The sequence below is a fragment of the Rhizobium tropici CIAT 899 genome (genome assembly GCF_000330885.1).
Taxonomy (GTDB): domain Bacteria; phylum Pseudomonadota; class Alphaproteobacteria; order Rhizobiales; family Rhizobiaceae; genus Rhizobium; species Rhizobium tropici.
This window is the reverse complement of sequence record NC_020059.1, coordinates 349,792-364,495: the sequence shown is the minus strand read 5'-3', so window position 1 is coordinate 364,495 and position 14,704 is coordinate 349,792. Positions and strand designations below refer to the sequence as shown.

General features: G+C 61.7%; 10 protein-coding genes. 6 read left to right on the top strand and 4 right to left on the bottom strand.

The window, feature by feature from the left end; all coding sequences use genetic code 11:
* Positions 1–35: 35 nt before the first annotated feature.
* Entirely contained in the window at positions 36–1,874 is a 1,839-nt protein-coding gene (locus tag RTCIAT899_RS01730; protein WP_041677777.1) for a hypothetical protein, read from the bottom strand.
* A gap of 239 nt (positions 1,875–2,113) precedes the next feature.
* On the opposite strand from RTCIAT899_RS01730, the gene RTCIAT899_RS01725 reads away from it, so the two are divergent.
* Together RTCIAT899_RS01725 and RTCIAT899_RS01720 are read left to right on the top strand one after the other, a co-directional pair.
* The gene (locus tag RTCIAT899_RS01725; RefSeq protein WP_015338496.1) at positions 2,114–3,127 is read left to right on the top strand and encodes a glycosyltransferase; all 1,014 of its coding nucleotides are present in this window, start codon (positions 2,114–2,116) and stop codon (positions 3,125–3,127) included.
* The gene (locus RTCIAT899_RS01720; protein WP_015338495.1) at positions 3,124–3,510 is read left to right on the top strand and encodes a GtrA family protein; all 387 of its coding nucleotides are present in this window, start codon (positions 3,124–3,126) and stop codon (positions 3,508–3,510) included. The genes RTCIAT899_RS01725 and RTCIAT899_RS01720 overlap by 4 nt, the downstream gene beginning before the upstream one ends.
* Before the next feature lie 8 nt (positions 3,511–3,518).
* Here RTCIAT899_RS01720 and RTCIAT899_RS01715 read toward each other — a convergent pair whose 3' ends face one another.
* The gene (locus RTCIAT899_RS01715; RefSeq protein WP_015338494.1) at positions 3,519–4,505 is read right to left on the bottom strand and encodes a Gfo/Idh/MocA family protein; all 987 of its coding nucleotides are present in this window, start codon (positions 4,503–4,505) and stop codon (positions 3,519–3,521) included.
* A gap of 272 nt (positions 4,506–4,777) precedes the next feature.
* Here RTCIAT899_RS01715 and RTCIAT899_RS01710 point away from each other — a divergent pair, with 272 nt between their 5' ends.
* Positions 4,778–5,728 carry an aldo/keto reductase gene (locus RTCIAT899_RS01710; protein ID WP_015338493.1) on the top strand — a complete coding sequence of 317 codons (951 nt, stop codon included), beginning with the start codon at positions 4,778–4,780 and terminating at the stop codon, positions 5,726–5,728.
* Between the two features lie 13 nt (positions 5,729–5,741).
* Positions 5,742–6,185 carry a GNAT family N-acetyltransferase gene (locus tag RTCIAT899_RS01705; RefSeq protein ID WP_015338492.1) on the top strand — a complete coding sequence of 148 codons (444 nt, stop codon included), beginning with the start codon at positions 5,742–5,744 and terminating at the stop codon, positions 6,183–6,185.
* On the opposite strand, the gene RTCIAT899_RS01700 is transcribed toward RTCIAT899_RS01705, so the two are convergent.
* Complete coding sequence (locus tag RTCIAT899_RS01700; RefSeq protein ID WP_015338491.1) at positions 6,175–6,792, bottom strand: hypothetical protein; 618 nt, start codon at positions 6,790–6,792, stop codon at positions 6,175–6,177. The two genes, RTCIAT899_RS01705 and RTCIAT899_RS01700, sit on opposite strands and share 11 nt — an antisense overlap.
* A 113-nt stretch (positions 6,793–6,905) precedes the next feature.
* Entirely contained in the window at positions 6,906–7,799 is an 894-nt protein-coding gene (locus tag RTCIAT899_RS01695; RefSeq protein ID WP_015338490.1) for a LysR family transcriptional regulator, read from the bottom strand.
* A 128-nt stretch (positions 7,800–7,927) separates the two neighbouring features.
* Between RTCIAT899_RS01695 and RTCIAT899_RS01690 the strand changes: the two genes are divergently transcribed.
* Both RTCIAT899_RS01690 and RTCIAT899_RS01685 read left to right on the top strand, forming a co-directional pair.
* Positions 7,928–8,923 (top strand): aldo/keto reductase, encoded by a 996-nt coding sequence (locus RTCIAT899_RS01690; protein WP_015338489.1) that lies wholly within the window; start codon positions 7,928–7,930, stop codon positions 8,921–8,923.
* A 254-nt stretch (positions 8,924–9,177) separates the two neighbouring features.
* Positions 9,178–14,700, top strand: coding sequence for an alpha-2-macroglobulin family protein (locus RTCIAT899_RS01685; RefSeq protein WP_015338488.1), 5,523 nt, complete (start codon positions 9,178–9,180; stop codon positions 14,698–14,700).
* The last annotated feature ends 4 nt before the right edge of the window (positions 14,701–14,704 follow it).

The following is a 14,704-nucleotide window of genomic DNA, read 5'->3' as shown; positions in this document are numbered from 1 at the left end:
TTTGGAGATTCCGCGCAGAGCCGAACAGCTCCAACTCAATCCTGCGGCGTGACGCGGAAGAACTGCACATCCGATTCTGCCGGCGCCGCAATCGGCTCCAGATAGGCCGGGATATGCCCGGCGCTCAGCTGCGCATAAAGCCCCTTTGGCGCCCGCTCACTCACTAACTCCACCTGCGGATCTCCCTGGCAGAAGGCGACAATCGTCACCTTTGCCTCATGCAGAAGGGATTCTGCCTGTTGCGGCTCCGCAAGGCCAATAAGCAGCTCGGCCATCATTCCATCAGGATCGCGGTGATAGGGACCGGAGAGGGTGCGATGGGGGGTGAAGCGTAGAAGCGGCGCTCCCAGGTTGGAGGCCGCCGCGACCACCCCCGGCTCAAGACCCGCGATCGGTCGCAGGGCCTGCTGGGAGGTACAGTTGGCAGTCTCGTCAGCCTTGACCGGCGCCGCGACCATAAAACCATTGGCGACTCCCTTGCTTGCAAGCGCGCCGCCCACGGCCCAAACGGCTGGGACAGAGGCCAACAACGTCCCCGCATAGAGCAGGCTCGCACGCAGACTTTTGGGGTCGGCCATGTAGTTTTTTCGCAATTCGGCGATCATCAATGCCAGCGGCGGTATGGCCAGGAGATTGGCGAATTCTGTGCCGCGTACCTGCACCAGCGTAATCACCCAATTGATCGCGATCAGCGCCATCAGCATTGCATGGAGGCTCGGCCGGGTGCCTCGCAGGATACGAAAGGCGCAGACGAGTATCGCCAGAAGACCGGTTGCATAGAAGACGCCGAGCGTATCCGGCTGCCGGTGGGCCACGGAGATAATCGATTGCGCCTCGGTCACCCTGCTGAGCCAGAAATCCACCAGCATGGGGTCCAGATCGGAAAGCGGATTGCGCAGGCATTGCGGCGCCAGTGCGACGGTTATCGCAAACACGAATGCGCCGTTGACCGCGAGAATGGCAATGCGCCAGGGCCGGGAGAGACGGCTGGCAAAAATGGACGACAGGAGAAGCCCGACGCAGCCTGCGCTGGTGATGCCGTAAAAGCCGAGCGAGAGATTGTCGCATGTGATCATCGAATAAAGACGCGGCGGCACCAGCGAGAAGAAGGCGGCGCTGACGGCGATCGTCAGGGTCAGGGCAAAAGCCTTTGCAGCCGGTGCGAATATCTCGCCTTTCCAGGCCCACAAACAGGCAACCGACATGCACGCGATGGCGACAAAGGGCGTCGTCTCCGCACCGATACCGAGCTGGACGGCAAGGGCGATGGCAGCAATGGCGAAATTGCGAGGGCGATAATTCTCATCGACGAGCATTGCGACAGTAAGCGCAACGAGGCCGAGCTGAACATTGTCGTGATCGATGGAGCCCGGCACGAAGCGCGGCGAGAGCAGGACGAACAGCGCCGTCAGGATGAGCGAGAAGTGCATGCCTTCCACGCCGGCGATGCGCCTGCCAGCGAGACCCATGAAGAACATCAGTGGTAGGACGAGCATGAGAGGCCAAACCGTCAGCGCGGCCGCCTCGGCGCCCTCAGGTGAAAGGAACATCCGGAAGAAGAGGATGAGGCTTGCAATCGGCAGATCGATGAAGCGCGACCAGTGCATCAGCGTCCCGCCCGCAAGGCCGAGACGGTACTGCATCATGTCGAACCAGCCCTGGCCTGCGAGAAAATCGCGCACTTCGACAAGACGCATGGCGTCGTCATTATCCGGCCCGACATAGTCCGCGAGATTGCGATGAATGATGAGCTGCGCGACGATGACGATGGCGGCATAGACCAGAGCAGCGAGAGCAGGATGAGACCAACGCAGAGGCGCCTTCTTTTCTGCCGTTCCGGCTGCCTCGGGCGGCATTGCCAGCGTTTGCGCCATCTCGATGGACCCCATGTTGGAAGGATAGTCGGGGCGATACGCTAACGGTTGCCGATCAAAAAAAAGTAAAGCCGCTGCCTACAGCCGCTTTTATCACGATAATGTTTTTCGCAGCGCCGGTATCCTGCCCTTTTTATTAGGCAGCCATAGGGTCTTATTAACAGCCAGCGGGATAAGCTCTCGTCCGGATCGTCAATCGGGCCTCGACTTGACTTCACACGCAGCAACCGGCCAAGACCATGTCGAATGAGAAGCTGAATATCGCCGTCCTCCTGCCCTGCTACAACGAAGCCGCAACGATCGGCGAGGTCGTGCGCGGTTTCCGCAAGGCGCTGCCGCAGGCCGCGATCTATGTCTACGACAATAATTCGACCGACGGCACCGCGTTGCATGCGATGCTTGCCGGCGCGACCGTCGTGCGCGAGCGTCGGCAAGGCAAGGGACATGTGGTGCGCCGCATGTTCGCCGACATCGAAGCCGACATCTACCTGATGGCCGATGGCGACGGCACCTATGCGCCTGAAGACGGCGAAGAGCTGATCCGCACGTTGCTGACTGAGGGATCCGACATGGTGGTCGGCACCCGACGCAACGTTCGCAACGACGCTGGCCGGCAGGGCCACGCCTTCGGCAACCGTGTTTTCAACTGGCTCTATCGCAGCATCTTCGGCGCCGATTTCACCGATATATTTTCCGGCTACCGCGCCTTTTCGCGCCGCTTCGTCAAGAGCTTTCCTGCCGTGTCGGGCGGTTTCGAGATCGAGACGGAAATGTCGGTTCATGCCTCCAGGCTGAAGCTGCCCGTCAGCGAGCTGGAACTCGATTACGGTCGGCGGCCGGAAGGCTCGCATTCGAAACTTTCCACCTTCCGCGACGGCGGCAAGATCCTCTGGATGTTCGCCATGCTAATGAAGGAAACGCGGCCTTTCGCCTTCTTCGGAATCCTGAGCGCCGTTGCCATGGAGCTCAGCATCGGTTTCTCCATCCCGGTCTTCATCGAGTATTTCGAAACCGGACAGGTCTTGCGCATGCCGAGTTGGATGCTTTCCCTGGCGCTGACAATGATCGCCTTCATGCTGTTCACAGCCGGTATCATCCTCGATTCCGTGGCGCGCGCCCGCGCCGAACAGTTGCGCATCCACTACATGAACCTGCCCAAGCCCTCCTCGCGCGAAAGCGGCGATGACAGGACGGTTTACATGGCCGAGATCGACAAGCCGGCAAGCCGGAGGAAAAGGGCCAAGGCTGCATGAAGAAGCTCTTTCGCTTCCTGATCGCCGGCGGCGTCGGCTTTGTGGTCGATGCGGGCGTGCTGCATCTGTTGCTCTGGTTCACGCCCTTCGGCCCCTTCGTCGGCCGCGCCATATCGATCCCGAGCGCGCTGCTTGCCACCTGGGTACTCAACCGTAACTTCACCTTCGGCCGATCCGACCGCTCGCTGGCAGCGGAGGGCTTCCGCTACGGCTCGGTCGGGCTGACCTCGGCTCTGCTGAACTACACCCTCTTCAGCTCGCTGCTGATGACCGAGCCGTCATTGCGGCCGATCATCGCGCTGACGCTGGCATCGGCGGCGGCAACGGCGTTTAGCTTCTTCGGCTATTCGCGCTTCGTCTTCCGCCACCGGCAGAACCCCTAAAAGGCCGCTCAGACCGGCTCCCAGCCATCCTTCTCGCTGGCGCGATAGATGGCGTCGATGACCTTCTGGTTGAGCTTCGAGCTTTCCAGAGACACGACTTCCGCGCCTTGACCGAGCGCAGCAGAGGCGAAAGCTTCAGCCTCGCGCCTGTATTGGCGGCTGTCGGGGAAACGGAAGATCTGCGATTCCGAATGGCCGCGATTGGTCAGCTCCAGCTCTTCCGCTCCATAGCGATCGGCATTGAAGGGCGACTTCACCTCGATGAAACCTTCCGTGCCGTGGAAGACCATGACCTGACGGTTGGCCATCTGCGTCGAGATATAGAAGGTCAGTTCGAAGTCGCCGAAGTCTGCCTTGACGCTGGAGTAGATGTCGGTGCCGAATTCCGGGTCACGCTCGGTCACCGCCTGAATACGCAGCGGTTCGCGGCCGGTGACGAAACGGGTGCTGATCGTGGGATAGACGCCGATGTCGGGCAGACCGCCGCCGCCAAGTGCGGGAATGTTGCGCATGTTGCCGGCATCGCGGTTGAAATAGGTGAAGGCGCCCTGGATGTGGCGCAGGCGGCCGATGGCGCCGTCCGCCAGCAGCGAGCGAACCTTGCGCCAGACCGGCGCATAGGTGACCATATAGGCTTCCGTTACCAGCACCTTGTTGCGGTCGCGCGCGGCGATCAGGCTGTCGATCTCATCTGCCTTGAGCGCGATCGGCTTTTCGCACAGCACATGCTTGCCGGCATCGGCAGCTTTGATCGTCCATTCGACATGCTGAGAGGTCGGCAGCGGGATATAGACGGCGTCAATCGCGTCGGAGGCGAGCATCTCTTCATAGGAGCCGAAAGCATGCGGCACGGAAAAGCGATCGGCCATCTGCCGGGCGCGGGCGAGATCGCGGCTGGCAATGGCAGTCACGACGCAGTTTTCCGCATCCTGGATGGCCGGCACCACCAGATCGCGACCGATCTTGGCCGTCGACAGAATTCCGAAACGCAGCATGATCTCTCTCCTTAAGCATCGCATTCCAGACGCAGGCCGCGCCACAGGAACCGGTAAAATCGAAAATCAGAGCTGGCGACTCGACGCCGCCGCAGCGGCGCTGACCTTAAGCGGCGGTCGCAACGGGCGCAACGCTGTTCGGCTAAGCGTCTTTCGCCGGTGAATAAAGAAATCGTTAGTGGTCTTTGTCGGCAAAGGTCGTTAGCCTGCGCTGTCCCTTCGCCCCGGCGCCTGCTCGCCGGGCTGCCCCTCAAGTGATTTGGAGTGATATCATGGACATGCGCAAGCTTGGACGAACCGATCTGTTTGTCGCCCCCATCGTTTTCGGCGGCAATGTCTTCGGCTGGACGGCCGATGAGAAAACCTCCTATGCACTGCTCGACGCCTTCTTCGATGCCGGCTTCAACACGATCGATACCGCCGATGTCTATTCCCGCTGGGTTCCGGGCAACAAGGGTGGCGATTCCGAGGAGATCATTGGCAAGTGGCTGAAGCAGGGCCGCGTTTCGCGCGACAAGACCATCATCATCACCAAGGTCGGATCGGAGATGGGGCCGGGTAAGAAGGGCCTCAAGGCCGGTTATATCATCGAGGCAGCGGAAGCCTCGCTGAAGCGGCTGCAGACCGATCACATCGACCTTTATCTGTCGCACTGGCCGGATGCAGAGACGCCGCATGAGGAATCGCTCGCCGCCTATGCCAAGCTGAAGGAACAGGGCAAGATCCGCCATGTCGGCTGCTCGAACCTCGATGCGACGCAGCTGCAGGCGTCGCTGGATGCTGCCGCCAAGGCTGGCCTGCCGCGATACGACGTGCTGCAGCCCGAATATAATCTCTATGCCCGCGACAGCTTCGAAGGGCCGCTTGCGGATCTCTGCGTTAAGGAAGAGATCGGCGTCATCACCTATTTCAGCCTCGCCGCCGGCTTCCTGACTGGCAAGTACCGCACCAAGGCCGATACCGAGGGACGGGCGCGCGAGAACCGCGTTGCCGCCTATTTCGACGACAAGGGCCTGCGCATCCTTGCAGCGCTCGACAAGGTCGCCGCCGAAACCGGCGCCAAGCCCGCCGAGATCGCGCTTGCCTGGCTCTTGCGCAAGCGCGGCGTCACGGCTCCGATCGCCAGCGCCACCAGCCTCAGCCAGCTCGACGCGCTCATCAATTCGGCAAAGCTTTCGCTTTCCGACGACGCCATGCGCCTGCTCGACGCAGCCGGCGAATAAAAGAGGCAGACCGATGACCGTGACGATCCGAGACGCCAGACCCGACGACGAAGCGCGCTGGCGCGCGCTATGGGACTGCTATCTGGCCTTCTACGGCGTCACCGTCGCGCCCGACATCACCGATGCAACGTGGCGCCGGGTCTTCGATCCGGCGTCGGCGATCTTCATGCGCGTGGCCGAAGTGGACGGCGAAGTGAAGGGCTTTACCCTCAGCCTCACGCATGAGGGCACATGGGTGCGCGCACCCGATTGCTATCTGGAGGACCTGTTCGTCGATGAAAGCGCCAGAGGCCACGGCGTCGGCCGGGCGCTCTTGGACGATCTCGTCGCTCTCTGCAAGAAGAACGGCTGGGCCCGGCTTTACTGGCACACCGAGGAAGGCAATGCGACTGCCCGCAAGCTCTACGACACCTATGTCGAGAGCGACGGGCATATTCGCTATCGCATCAGCTTTTAAGTTTGGGAAAGCCCTCATAATGGGCGGAATGATCACCGTCCCAGTTCGCCATGCCCGGCTTGGTCAGCATGCCGCGCGGGCTGACAAAGCTCTGGATGGTCCGCTTCGGCCGCTCGTGCCACTGGATGTTGAAGGCCCATAGTTTCGGGAAAAAGCAAAGCGAGGCATAGGGCAGATGATCGTGGATCCACCAGGCGAGCTTCTGCCAATCGCCCTCGTGCCTATGATGATCGATCAGCCAGGGTATGACGATACAGACGGCCGAGCCCATGCAGCCGTCGAGATCGCGCATATCCCAGATGTGGTGCGCTGCGGTGTGCGGATTGGTCGAGCAGTTCAACCCGTTCTTGTTGCCGAAGGCATTGACCTCGGGCGAACGATAGCCGGAGCGAATATGTAGCCGGCCAAATGTTGCCTCCAGCGGCTCCAGCAGTTCCTCGCAAAGCCGGCGTCCGGCCTCGATCGCGAGATCGGGATCCTCCGGAATATTGGGGATGCGATAGAAATCCGCGATTTCTGAATGCAGGAAATCACGAAAGAAGAAGTTCTTCGACAACCTGACGCGGCCGAGATCCTCGAGCCCCTTCATCGATCCCGGTTTTCTCATCGCGGCAATCCCTTTCTAACACTATCAGCTAGTCGAGACGAGTTATGATACCGCCGCCACCCGATTTCTGTCAGCAGTGGTGCATAGCTTCTTCCGACGCAATTCCGGGCGCTCTACGGTCCGGTGTATTTGAAGAAATCGATAAAGGCCCTGAGTGCCGGGCGCATCTGGCGACGGCTCGGATAGTAGATGCAGAAGCCGGGATAGGGCGGGCACCAATCCTCGAGCACGCGGATGAGCTTGCCTTCGGCCAGTTCCTGCTGCACGCGGATATCGAAAAGATAGGCGAGGCCGGCGCCATTGACAGCCGCCAACACCGCCAGTCGATCCTCGATGACGATCAGCGGTCCATCGACGGCAACGACCAGCTCGCGGCCATCCTTCTCGAACTCCCAGCGATAGATCGAGCCATCGGTAAATCGCCGCTTGATGCAGCGGTGATGAACGAGGTCGCGGGGATGCAGAGGCTTCGGATTTTTCTCAAAATAGGCCGGCGACCCGGCAATGACGGTGCGGATATCGGGCGAGACCTTTACCGCGATCATATCGCCTTCGATGCTCTCCGCTAGCCGGATACCGGCATCGTAGCCCTCCTTGACGATATCGCTGAAACCATCCTCGTTGGCGATCTCCAGCGTGATATCCGGATAGGTATTGAGGAAATCGCCAAGCCGCGGCGCCATGAGAAGATCGGAAGCAAAGCGCGGCGCGGTGATGCGCAGCGTCCCCGCCGGGCGGCCACGGGTCGCCAGCGTATCCTCCAGCGCAATATCGATTTCCTCCAGGGCCGGCCCCAGCCGTTGCAATAGCGCCTGCCCCTCCTCGGTCGGAAGCACGCTGCGCGTGGTGCGGGCAAGCAACCGCACGCCGAGGCTTTCTTCAAGGCTGGAGACGGCATGGCTAACTGCCGATGGCGCGATCGACAGTTCCTTGCCGGCAGCACGAAAGCTGCGATGGGCGGCGACGGCGGCAAAAACCGCAAGCTGAGAGAGTTGTGTTCTGTTCATTGATCTAAATTATAGAACAACCTGTAAGGTTTTGCATGGATTTTCATTCATTGTCCGGAATCCTAACTTGAGCATGTCGGCAGCGGAAATGACCGCCACCGCTTCCATAAGTTCAAAAGGAATAGATCATGAAAACCCGCAGGCTTGGTAAGGATCTCACCGTTTCCGCCGTCGGACTCGGCTGCATGGGCATGAGCTTCGCCTATGGCCCGACGGACGACGACGAATCCGTCAAAACGCTGCATCGCGCCGTCGATCTCGGCGTCACCTTTTTCGATACCGCCGAAATGTATGGCCCCTTCACCAACGAAGAGCTGCTCGGCCGCGCTCTGAAGCCGGTTCGCGACCGTGTGGTCATCGCCACCAAATTCGGTTTCAAGCTCGATCACACGAAAGCGGGCCTCGCCGCCATGATCGGCGTCGACAGCCGGCCCGAACATGTCAAGGAAGTCGCCGAAGCCTCGCTGAAGCGCCTCGGCACGGACGTCATCGACCTTTTCTACCAGCATCGCGTCGATCCGAATGTGCCGATCGAAGACACGGTCGGCGCCATGGCTGAACTGGTAAGAGAAGGCAAGGTGCGCGCGCTCGGCCTGTCCGAAGCGGGCTCCGCCACCATCCGCCGCGCCCATGCCGTACATCCGATCGCCGCCGTGCAGAGCGAGTATTCGCTCTGGAGCCGCGATCCGGAAGAGGATGTGCTCGCCACCTGCCGCGAACTCGGCATCGGCTTCGTGCCCTACAGCCCGCTCGGCCGCGGCTTCCTGACGGGCGCGATCCACAAGACGGAGGATCTCGCAACCGACGATTTCCGCCGTTCGCTGCCGCGCTTCCAGAGCGAGAATTTCGATGCCAACGCGGCCCTGGTCGCAAAACTTCAGGCACTGGCCGAAGAAAAGGACGTCACCGCGGCACAACTGGCGCTCGCATGGGTGCTGCATCAGGGCGACGACATCGTGCCGATCCCCGGCGCGCGCAAGCTGCACCATCTCGAGCAGAACGCTGCAGCTGCCGATATCGTCCTTTCGGCACAAGAGGTGAAGGAACTCGGCGATATCATCAAGCCCGAGATCGTCGTCGGAAAGCGGTATACGGATGCCGCATTGGCCCTGACGAATATATGACAAACGGGCTTCCTCTGCAGCCCAGACAGAGACATCGGCCATCAAGGCCGGTGTCATTTTGAGACTGAAAAGAAAAATGAAACCTGGCCGATGCTTGGCCGAACATGCGAATCGCCTGAATTACAGCCTCTTTCAAGCGTCTAGGCGAAGCGTCATAAACGTGAAGCGTACACAACGGCTCGACGCTCGGTTGACAAACGGGTCCGAAATTTGAAGATTGCCGCCATCAAAAACGGGCAGCGTGGGGAGGACTTATGTCTAGGCGCGCGTTTATCGGCTTCTCTGCTTTTCTTCTCGCCACTTTCGCATCTCTGACCCCTTCACTGGCGGCTGACATCAAGCGCCAGGTGGTGACCACGAAGGATGGCGATTACTTCGGCTTCGATCTGCGCACGGAGCAGAATGTGACGCTGGATCAGTGCTCCGCGTCCTGCATCGGCGACAAGTCCTGCAAGGCCTTCACCTACAATCCCAAGGTGAAGTGGTGCTTCATGAAGTCGGACTTCAACCAGCTCAACAGCTTCCCCGGCGCGATCGCCGGCAAGATCGTCGAGACGGCGGCCACCAGCGAGCCGGATATCGGCGCGGCCCCTGCCCTTTCCTTCCTGTCCGACAATTTCGTCCAGAGCGCCCGCGATGCAAAGAACACGCTGACGCTCGGCAGCGAACTGAAGGGCCAGGGCGTCGAAAGCCTGATTGCGCTCGGCCGTATCGAGCTGACTTCGGGCAATGTCAACGATGCCCTGAACGCCTTCCAGGGTGCGCTCTCGCTCAGCCCCGACAATGGCGACCTGTGGGTCGAGATGGCGCGCGCCGCCAATACGATCACGAACGACACGTCTATCGCTACGCGCGCCGCCTATGCCGCACTCAACGGCTATCAGCTGACCCGCACGACGAGCAGCCGCGCCGATGCGCTGGCCGTTCTCGCCGAGGCGCTGAAGAATGCGCAGAACTATCGCCCTGCGCTCAGCGCTTACAAGGCAAGTCTCAATCTCGTGAGCTCGGCCGCCGTCCAGGCAGCCTATAACGATCTTCTGGCCCGCCAGGGCTTCCGCGTGACCGGCAATACGCTCGACAACGACAATGCATCGCCGCGCGCCTGCGTGCAGTTCTCCGAAAAGCTGGTAAAGAGCGGCGTCGATTATACCCCCTTCGTCACCCTCAACGGCGCCGCGCCGAAGGGTGTCGATGCCAAGGACAACCAGATTTGTGTCGAAGGTCTGGAATTCGGCCAGCACTACCGCATTTCGCTGCGCGCCGGCCTGCCCTCCTCGGTGGATGAAAACCTCGCCTCGCAGGTCAACGTCGATATCTACGTCAAGGATCGCACGGCTTCGCTGCGCTTCACGGGCGACAATTTCGTCCTGCCGTCGACCGCGCGCCGCGGCATCCCGATCGTTTCGGTCAACGCCACTACGGCCAATCTCAAGCTCTATCGCATCGGCGACCGCAATATTGCGCAGCTTCTGAACAATTCGCAGTTCCTGACGCAGGTGGACAGCTACAGCGCCCAGACCATCCAGGATACCAATGGCGAACTGATCTGGCAGGGCTCCATCGAGATCAAGCAGGAACTCAACAAGGAAGTCGCGACCAGCTTCCCTGTGGACGAGGCGCTGCCGAAGCGCAAACCCGGCGTCTATGTGCTGACGGCGGTTGCGCCCGAGAGCGGCGGCCATGAATGGGACCCCCAGGCGACACAGTGGTTCGTCGTTTCCGACATCGGCGTCACCACCTATGCCGGCACCGACGGGCTGAATGTCTTTGCCCGCTCGCTCGGCAGCGCAAAGCCGCTCGGCGGCATCCAGCTACAGCTGCTCGCCAAGAACAACGAAATCCTCGGCACGGCGAAGACCGACGACAATGGCCGCGCCGTCTTCAGCGCCGGCCTGATGCGCGGCACGGCGGGCATGACGCCGGCCGTGATCACGGCTCAGAACGGTGATCAGGATTATGTCTTCCTCGACATGACCCGCGCCGGCTTCGATCTTTCGGACCGCGGCGTTGCCGGCCGAACAGCGCCCGGCGCGATCGACCTTTTGACCTGGACGGAACGCGGCATCTACCGCGCCGGCGAGACGGTGCATGCTTCCGCACTTGCCCGCGACGTCAGCTCGACGGCGGTTGAAAACCTGCCGCTCACCTTCGTCTTCCTGCGCCCGGATGGCGTCGAGGATCGCCGCATCGTCACCGACGGCGGCAAGCTCGGCGGCTACAATGTCGACCTGCCGCTGCAGCAGACCTCGATGCGCGGCACTTGGACGATGAACATCTATACCGACCCGAAGGGCGCCTCGATCGGCTCGCAGACCTTCCTCGTCGACGATTTCGTGCCGGATCGCATCGAATTCGACATGAAGAGCGACGCCAAGGAGATCGAAGTCGGCCAGCCGACTCCGGTTAATGTCGATGGACGTTATCTCTATGGTGCGCCTGCCGCCGGCCTCAACCTCGAAGGCGAAGTGACGCTGAAGCCGACGCGCCAGAGCGATGCCTTCAAGGGCTATCAGTTTGGCCTCGCCGACGAAGGTGCCGGCAAGGCAAACGCAAACAATGACGACGAAGACAGCAGCAGCGGCGACAGCAAGGCCGAGAGCACGCAGGTGCCGCTCGAAGACCTGCAGGCGCTGGACGAAAACGGCAAGACCACCTTCAACGTCACGATCAACGATACGCCTTCGACCACGCAGCTGCTGAACGCCAACATCACAGTTCGCATGCAGGAAGCCGGCGGCCGCGCTGTCGAGCGTTCGCTGACGCTGCCCGTCAAGGCGGACGGTCCGCGCATCGGCATCAAGCCGGAATTCGACGGCGATCTCGGTGAAAACTCTGTCGGCAACTTCCATGTCATCGTTGTCGATGCCAATGGCCAGAAGCAGGCTATGCAGGGCCTGACCTGGAAACTGCTCAGCGTCGAGCGCAATTATCAATGGTATCGCGACGGCAGCAGCTGGAAGTTCGAGCCGATCATGTCCACCAAGCAAGTGGCGGTCGGCACGGTCAACACCACGACGGACGGCGCGGCGATTTCCATGCCGGTCACCTGGGGCCGCTACCGCCTCGAAGTCTCCACCGCCGACGCCAACGGTCCAGAATCGAGCGTCGAGTTCAATGCCGGCTGGTATGTCGCCTCGACCTCGACGGAAACGCCTGACGCGCTCGAGATCGCGCTCGACAAGGAGAGCTACCATGTCGGCGATACGGCCAAGCTGAAAGTGACCTCGCGCTATGCCGGCCAGCTGATGGTGACGGCAGGCTCGGAAACGCTGATCTCGGTCACCAATGCCGATATCGGCGCCGCGGGCGGCGAAGTGGATGTTCCCGTGACCGCCGACTGGGGGGCCGGCACTTATCTGACCGCAACCCTGTTCCGCCCCGGCGACGCCCAGGAAAGCCGCATGCCGATGCGCGCCATCGGCATCAAATGGGCGCCGGTCGACCCCGGCGAGCGCAAGCTGCAGATCAAGATCGACGCACCCGAGAAGACGCTGCCGCGTCAGCCGCTCAACATCGCTCTGCAGGTTGCGGGCGCAGGCGCCAATGAGGACGCCTATGTCACGATCGCCGCCGTCGATGTCGGCATCCTCAATCTGACGCGCTACCAGCCGCCGGCACCGGACGACTGGTATTACGGGCAACGCCAGCTCGGCCTCGAAATCCGCGACATCTATGGTCGCCTGATCGATGGCTCGCTCGGCGCGACCGGAAAGCTGCGCACCGGCGGCGACGGCGGACAGGCGGCCCTGCAGGCGAGCCCGCCGAAGGAAAAGCTGGTTGCCTTCTTCTCCGGCCCCGTCAAGCTCGATGCCAGCGGCAAGGCCAATGTCAGCTTCGACATTCCGCAGTTCAACGGCACGGCGCGGCTGATGGCCGTGGCATGGTCGAAAGCCGGCGTCGGCCACGCGACACGGGACGTGATCATTCGCGATCCGGTCGTCGTCACCGCAAGCCTGCCGAAATTCCTGGCGCCTGGGGACAAGGCCAACCTGCGTCTCGACGTCGCCAACACCGATGCGCCCGCTGGCGAGTACACGCTCGCCGTGACTGGCAACAGCGCCGTGACGGTGGATGCGAGTGCCGCCCAGCAGAAGATCAATCTGCAGACCGGCGGCAAGTACAACATCACGCTGCCGCTGACCGGCGGACAGCCGGGCGACGGCACGGTTTCGATCAAGCTCTCGAATGCGTCAGGCATGTCGCTCGATCAATCGGTCGATATCCCGGTTCGCCCGTCGCAACTGCCGGTCACCGAACGGCGCGTCATCGCGCTTGCGCCCGGCAAGAGCCTGACCGTCAATGCCGACCTTCTCGCCGACAGCGTACTGCCCGGCGCCTCGGTCAGCGTCAATGTCAGCCGTTCCAGCGCCTTTGACGTGCCGGCGCTTTTGATGAGCCTCAGCCACTATCCCTATGGCTGCGCGGAACAGACGGCGAGCAGCGCCATGCCGTTGCTCTACTTCAGCGACATGGCCATCAAGAACGGCCTGGCCAATGACGCCGAGATCCAGAAGCGCGTGCAGGACTCGATCTATCGCGAACTGTCCTACCAGTCTTCGACCGGCAGCTTCGGCCTCTGGGGGCCGGGCTCGGGCGATCTCTGGCTCGACGCCTATGTCATGGACTTCCTGACCCGTGCCCGCGAGCAGAAATACAGCGTGCCGGATCAGGCGATGGTGCAGGGGCTCGAAAACCTCCAGAATGCGCTGAGCGCCAATACCAACGTCAAGGATAACGGCAACGAGATCGCCTATGCGCTCTACGTGCTGGCGCGCAACAAGAAGGCTTCGATCAGCGATCTGCGCTACTATGCGGACACGATGCTGAACGACTTCCCGACGCCGCTCTCCAAGGCGCATCTGGCCGCGGCTCTCGCGCTCTATGGGGATGCACAGCGCTCGCGCAACATCTTCGTGGATTCGCTGCAGATGTCGCAGAAGGCGGCGGTGACCAAGGTCAGCTTCGTTCGCTCGGATTATGGTTCGTCGCTGCGCGACGGTGCCGCCGTGCTGGCGCTGGCCGCCGAAAGCCGCCCGGTGCCGCCGATCATTCCGGAACTCGCAAGCGTCGTTGCCAAGGATTGGCAGAGCCGGAAATATACCAGCACCCAGGAACAGACCTGGATGCTGCTCGCCGCCCGCGCTTTGCAGAATGGCGACGATGGCCTGACGCTCGACGTCAATGGTGCTGCCCATAGCGGCACCTATATGGCGCAGATGAGCGGCGATGCGCTGATGGGCCACCCGCTGACCGTCACCAATACGACGCGCCAGCCGTTGTCGGCTGCCGTGACCACGGTCGCGGCTCCGGTCGCGCAGCTGCCGGCCGGCGGCAACGGCTTCAAGATCGAGCGCAAGTACTACACGCTCGACGGCGAGGAGGTGAATGTCAGCCAGGCACAGCAAAACGAACGCTACGTCGTCGTGTTGCATGTGACCGAAAATAACGACTGGCCGCAGCGCATCCTCGTGACCGATCTCCTGCCGGCAGGCTTCGAGATCGACAATCCGAGCATCGTCAACAGCGCCCAGTTGTCGAACTTCGACTGGCTGAGCGACATTCAGCCCGCCCATGTCGAGTTCCGCAACGACCGTTTCGTCGCCGCCTTCGACCAGGGCTCCGGCGCAGACCGTGACATGACCTTCGCCTATGTCGTGCGCGCCGTGACCCCCGGCGTCTACGACCATCCGGCCGCAAGCGTCGAGGACATGTATCGTCCGCAGTTCTCGGCCCGCACGGCGATGGGCCGTATGGAGGTGCTGGGCGCCCAGCAGTAAGAAG

What these genes read in the sequence shown, in the direction of transcription:
- RTCIAT899_RS01730 (WP_041677777.1), bottom strand. Translation starts at nt 1,874, where the DNA reads ATGGCGCAAACGCTGGCAATGCCGCCCGAGGCAGCCGGAACGGCAGAA.
- RTCIAT899_RS01725 (WP_015338496.1), top strand. Translation starts at nt 2,114, where the DNA reads ATGTCGAATGAGAAGCTGAATATCGCCGTCCTCCTGCCCTGCTACAAC.
- RTCIAT899_RS01720 (WP_015338495.1), top strand. Translation starts at nt 3,124, where the DNA reads ATGAAGAAGCTCTTTCGCTTCCTGATCGCCGGCGGCGTCGGCTTTGTG.
- RTCIAT899_RS01715 (WP_015338494.1), bottom strand. Translation starts at nt 4,505, where the DNA reads ATGCTGCGTTTCGGAATTCTGTCGACGGCCAAGATCGGTCGCGATCTG.
- RTCIAT899_RS01710 (WP_015338493.1), top strand. Translation starts at nt 4,778, where the DNA reads ATGGACATGCGCAAGCTTGGACGAACCGATCTGTTTGTCGCCCCCATC.
- RTCIAT899_RS01705 (WP_015338492.1), top strand. Translation starts at nt 5,742, where the DNA reads ATGACCGTGACGATCCGAGACGCCAGACCCGACGACGAAGCGCGCTGG.
- RTCIAT899_RS01700 (WP_015338491.1), bottom strand. Translation starts at nt 6,792, where the DNA reads ATGAGAAAACCGGGATCGATGAAGGGGCTCGAGGATCTCGGCCGCGTC.
- RTCIAT899_RS01695 (WP_015338490.1), bottom strand. Translation starts at nt 7,799, where the DNA reads ATGAACAGAACACAACTCTCTCAGCTTGCGGTTTTTGCCGCCGTCGCC.
- RTCIAT899_RS01690 (WP_015338489.1), top strand. Translation starts at nt 7,928, where the DNA reads ATGAAAACCCGCAGGCTTGGTAAGGATCTCACCGTTTCCGCCGTCGGA.
- RTCIAT899_RS01685 (WP_015338488.1), top strand. Translation starts at nt 9,178, where the DNA reads ATGTCTAGGCGCGCGTTTATCGGCTTCTCTGCTTTTCTTCTCGCCACT.